Annotated in this window: 1 protein-coding gene and 1 pseudogene; one reads left to right on the top strand and one right to left on the bottom strand. The window is 58.8% G+C overall.

All coding sequences use genetic code 11. The features are described 5' to 3' along the window. Nucleotides 1-311: 311 nt before the first annotated feature. Nucleotides 312-575 (bottom strand): hypothetical protein, encoded by a 264-nt coding sequence (locus BUB78_RS21350; protein WP_245813609.1) that lies wholly within the window; start codon nt 573-575, stop codon nt 312-314. Between BUB78_RS21350 and BUB78_RS19950 the strand changes: the two are divergent. Next, a pseudogene (locus BUB78_RS19950) lies at nt 465-1,754 on the top strand (DEAD/DEAH box helicase); the annotation flags it as partial. The gene BUB78_RS21350 and the pseudogene BUB78_RS19950 overlap by 111 nt on opposite strands. Nucleotides 1,755-1,848 lie beyond the last annotated feature (94 nt).

The following is a 1,848-nucleotide window of genomic DNA, read 5'->3' on the forward strand; positions in this document are numbered from 1 at the left end:
CCTTGGGTTCACGCAACAATAGCCGATATTCCTCAGGAAAAACGACTGCCATTGAATGATGTCGGAGTTTTTTGCCCCGATCAAGGCGCTCGGACTCGCACAACGGGCCTCGGGGTAGCCGAGGCTTTGAGACGAGAGAAGCTGGCCCCACCTGGCAAATCTGGCATGGCATCGAGAGAATATCTTTGATCAAATGGCTACCGATGGTTCCGCTCCTTGGAAATGAATACTAACCTGCCAGTATGAAAAACATAATTTCTCGAGGCATAGCGAAAGCCCTTGCCCGCGCCCGGCCACAGCAACCTGAAAAATCAGAGGCTGACCCGGCGGGTAATATCGGTATTCAAATACCGCGGGGCCATTCCGAAATCTTGTCGCGCTGTCTGTCGATTGATCTGGAAGTCGATCCCAAAGAAGCCCGGATATTCGCCTTTGCCGCCGTGCCGGAAGGCGATGGAGAGGGGATTGTTCATCGGCACGGTGCCCCTAAGGCCGCGCTTGAAAAACTCGACCTGTTTTGCGCCGGTTTCGCACATGTCATTGGGCACAATATTCTGCGCCATGACCTGCCGCATCTCATGGCGGTCTCGCCGCGCTTTGCAAAGCTTGCGGATGGCCCGATTGACACGCTGTGGCTCAATCCCTTGGCGTTCCCGCGCAATCCCTATCATCATCTGATCAAACACTACCGCGATGGGCGGCTTCAAAGTGGTCATGTCAACGACCCAGAGTTCGACGCGCGTCTTGTGTTCGAGGTCCTTCGCAACCAGATCGACGCCTTCGTATCGCTGAACATGTTGTCGCCGGAGACGATGATGGCCTATCACTGGCTTTGCTGCCGGGGACCCGGTAGCGACGGCTTTGATCGGTTGTTCAGCGACGTGCGCGGGGCGTCCATCCCGACTGACGCGGAAGCGCACCGGGCCATTCAGATGATGCTAAACGAGGCGGCCTGCGGCGCGCAGGTGGACGCTGTGCTCGAGCAGCTTCCCGACACTGGGCTTGGCTGGCCGATGGCATATGCCCTTGCCTGGATTTCGGTCGCTGGTGGGGATTCTGTCATGCCGCCCTGGGTGCGGGCGCAGTTCCGTGACGCAGCACGGCTCGTCAAAGACCTAAGGGACACGAATTGTCGTGATCCGCACTGTGCCTATTGCGCGGAGCACAACGATCCCACCCGTGCACTCGAACGCTGGTTCGGCTTTCCAAGTTTCCGCCCGGAACCGGTCGACGAAAACGGACGCCCGCTTCAGGAAAAGATCGTGGCGGCGGCCATGGAAGGCGACCACCTGTTGGGCATCCTGCCGACGGGCACGGGCAAATCCATCTGCTATCAGATCCCCGCGCTGTCCCGGTTCGACAAGACCGGGGCCTTGACCGTTGTTATATCGCCGCTTGTGGCGCTGATGGCGGATCAGGTTCAGGGCTTGGTGCGGGCCGGAATTTCCTCGGCGGTTACGATTAACGGGCTGTTGTCTTTGCCCGAGCGTCAGGATGCGCTCGACAAGGTGCGGCTTGGGGAAGCTGCGATCCTGTTGATTGCGCCAGAGCAACTGCGCAGCACAACAGTTCGGTCCGTTCTGGCACAGCGCGAAGTGGGGCTGTGGGTGCTGGACGAGGCGCACTGCGTGTCCAAATGGGGGCACGATTTCCGACCCGACTATCGCTACGTTTCCCGGTTTATTAAGGAAAGCTCAGGCTGCGAACCGGCTCCGGTGCTATGCTTGACCGCAACGGCAAAGCCGGATGTAGTGCTGATGGGGTGGATGGCTCCTGCTCCAATCGGCGTCGCAATGCGCCATACTGCAGATGTCCATATCTGCGTATAGGAGGAGCCACCCAATGCAA

It is taken from the genome of Roseovarius marisflavi, from assembly GCF_900142625.1.
Taxonomy (GTDB): Bacteria; Pseudomonadota; Alphaproteobacteria; order Rhodobacterales; family Rhodobacteraceae; genus Roseovarius; species Roseovarius marisflavi.